Annotated in this window: 3 protein-coding genes; all 3 read left to right on the top strand. The window is 69.4% G+C overall.

The window, feature by feature from the left end:
* Nucleotides 1-415: sirohydrochlorin chelatase (locus K789_RS0107870; protein WP_024366283.1), on the top strand; the 415-nt coding region annotated here is incomplete at its 5' end.
* A gap of 154 nt (nucleotides 416-569) precedes the next feature.
* Entirely contained in the window at nucleotides 570-2,318 is a 1,749-nt protein-coding gene (locus tag K789_RS0107875) for a nitrite/sulfite reductase (protein WP_024366284.1), read from the top strand.
* Nucleotides 2,315-3,025 (top strand): phosphoadenylyl-sulfate reductase, encoded by a 711-nt coding sequence (locus tag K789_RS0107880; RefSeq protein WP_024366285.1) that lies wholly within the window; start codon nucleotides 2,315-2,317, stop codon nucleotides 3,023-3,025. The genes K789_RS0107875 and K789_RS0107880 overlap by 4 nt, the downstream gene beginning before the upstream one ends.
* Nucleotides 3,026-3,070 lie beyond the last annotated feature (45 nt).

Below are 3,070 nucleotides of genomic sequence, written 5' to 3' on the forward strand. Positions count from 1 at the left end.
CGTCCGGCTCCGGGAAGCCGGCGTGACCGACAACGACGCCGTGATCCTCGCCGCTGCCGGGTCCTCCGACCCCACCGCGGCGCAGAATGTCGAGGAACTCGCAGACCAGCTCCGTGCCCTGCGTTCCAACCGCATCATGGCCGCGTACGGCGCGTCCGCGAAGCCTTCAGTGCCCGACGCCGTCGCCATGCTGCGCGAAGAGGCGGCTGGCGGCGCCGGCGCAGGGGAGTCCGCCGGGGCGGTGGACCTGGGCGGCCGCGTGGTCATCGCCGCCTATCTGCTGGCCCCCGGCTTCTTTCACGACCAGCTCGGTAAGGCCGGCGCGGACCTGGTCACGGCGGCCCTGCTGCCGTCCCCGGTGCTCGCCGAGATCGCGCTGGAACGCTACGACGCCGCCCTCGCGGCAGGCGCCTGAAGCCCGGCGGCGGCCCCGCCACACTGCCCCGGACCATGCACAGGAACCGCGCCACTTCAAGGCTCGCCGAGGCTTCGTGACGATTTGTTGCCCTAGGTGACCCCGCGTTTCTGACCCTTTGTGACGGCATTACGGGCCGCCCTACAGTCGATCCATGACTGATACAGCTCTAGCCGGAGCGTCCTCGGACCAGGCTGCCCCAGGCCGCACCAAGCGCCCCACCTCCCGCCCCGCCGCAAAGCCGCACGGGCAGTGGAAAGTGGACGGCACCGCGCCGCTGAACGCCAACGAAACCTGGAAGCAGGAAGACAACGGCCTGAACGTCCGCGAGCGCATCGAGTCTGTCTACTCCAAGCACGGCTTCGACTCGATCGACGGCACGGATTTGCACGGCCGCTTCCGCTGGTGGGGCCTTTACACGCAGCGCAAGCCCGGGATCGACGGCGGCAAGACCGCCACGCTCGAACCGCACGAGCTCGAGGACAAGTACTTCATGCTGCGCGTCAGGATCGACGGCGGCGCCCTCACCACCGAGCAGCTGCGCGTCATCGGCCAGATTTCCGTCGACTTCGGCCGCGACTCGGCCGATCTCACCGACCGCCAGAACATCCAGCTGCACTGGATCCGGGTCGAGGACGTGCCGGAAATCTGGCGCCGCCTCGAGTCGGTGGACTTGTCCACCACGGAAGCCTGCGGCGACGTGCCCCGCGTCATCCTCGGCTCCCCGGTTGCCGGCATCGCCAAGGACGAGCTCATCGACCCCACGCAGCTGATCCACGAGCTCGCCGAACGCTTTATCGGCGACCCGGAACTGGCCAACCTGCCGCGTAAATTCAAGACCGCCATCACCGGCCACCCCAGCCAGGACGTGGTGCACGAGATCAACGACGTCGCCCTCGTGGGCCTGGTCCACCCCGAACTCGGCATCGGCTACGACCTCTGGGTGGGCGGCGCGCTCTCCACCAACCCAATGCTGGGCAAACGCCTCGGCGCCTTCGTCCGGCCGGACCAGGCCGCCGATGTGTGGCTCGGTGTCACCAGCATCTTCCGCGACTACGGCTACCGGCGCATGCGCACCAAGGCCCGCCTGAAGTTCCTGCTGGCGGACTGGGGTCCGGTGAAGTTCCGCCAGGTCCTCGAGGACGAATACCTCGGCTACAAACTCGACGACGGCCCGGCCGCGCCCAAGCCCTCCACCCCGGGTGACCACATTGGCGTGCACGAGCAGAAGGACGGCAGGTTCTTCATCGGCGCCACCCCGCTGGCCGGCCGGCTCTCCGGCAGCCAGCTCGTGAAGCTCGCCGACACCCTGGAGGCCCGCGGCTCGCAGCGGCTGCGCACCACCCCGCACCAGAAGCTGGTGGTCCTCGACGTGCCCAAGGACCAGGTGGAACCGCTCGTGGCCGAGCTCGACGCCCTGGGCCTGTCCGCCCGGCCGTCCGTGTTCCGCCGCGGCACCATCGCCTGCACGGGCATCGAATACTGCAAGCTCGCCATCGTCGAAACCAAAGTCACGGCCGCCACCGCCGTCGCCGAGCTGGAACGCCGCCTCGCCGACCTCGTCGAGTCCGAACAGCTCCCGCAGGCCCTGTCGCTGCACATCAACGGCTGCCCCAACTCCTGCGCCCGGATCCAGACCGCGGACATCGGCCTCAAGGGCATGATGCTTCCCACGCCCGACGGCGACCCCACCCCGGGTTTCCAGGTCCACCTCGGCGGCGGGCTGGCTTCGAACAGCCGCGAGGAGGCGGGCCTTGGGCGCACCGTCCGCGGACTCAAGGTCACGGCCGAGGACCTTCCCGACTATGTGGAACGCGTGGTCCGGAAGTTTGTTGCCGACCACACCGAGGGCCAGACCTTCGCCGAATGGGCCTTCGCCGCCGACGAGGGTGATCTGCAATGAGCGCCACCCTCCGCACCCACGACGAGCTCAAGGCCATCGCCGAATCCGGCGCCGCCGAGCTCGGTTGGGACGCCCCGGCCCGCGAGGTCATCGCCTGGGTGGCGCGCAACTTCGAGCTGCCCGCCGTCGCCGTCGCCTGCTCCATGGCCGACGCCGTCCTCCCCGCGCTCGTCGCGGACCAGCTCCCCGGCGTCGACGTCCTCTTCCTGGAAACCGGCTACCACTTCCCGGAAACCCATGCCACGCGTGACGAGGTGGCCGCGAGCCTGCACGTCAACGTCGTCGACGTGCAGCCGGTGCACACCGTGGAGCAGCAGGACCGGCTGCTCGGCAAGGACCTCTTCGCCCGCGATGCCGCCCAGTGCTGTGCGCTGCGCAAGGTGGCCCCGCTGCGCCGCACCCTCGCCGGCTACGAACTCTGGTTCACCGGGGTCCGCCGCGACGAGGCGCCCACCCGCACCAACACCCCGCTGGTCACCTGGGACGAGACCAACGGCCTGGTCAAGGTCAACCCGGTCGCGGCCTGGAGCTTCGACCAGCTGGTGCAGTACTCGATCGACTTCCTCCTCCCCGTCAACCCGCTGCTTTCACAGGGCTACCCGTCCATTGGCTGCCAGCCCTGCACCCGCAAGGTGGCGCCGGGCGATGACCCCCGCGCCGGCCGCTGGGCAGGAACCGACAAGACAGAATGCGGACTACACGTATGAGCAATGTTGAGACTTTCGTGGCCGTCGACCCCGATGCCGCCCCCG

The organism is Arthrobacter sp. TB 26 (assembly GCF_000427315.1).
GTDB lineage: Bacteria > Actinomycetota > Actinomycetes > Actinomycetales > Micrococcaceae > Arthrobacter.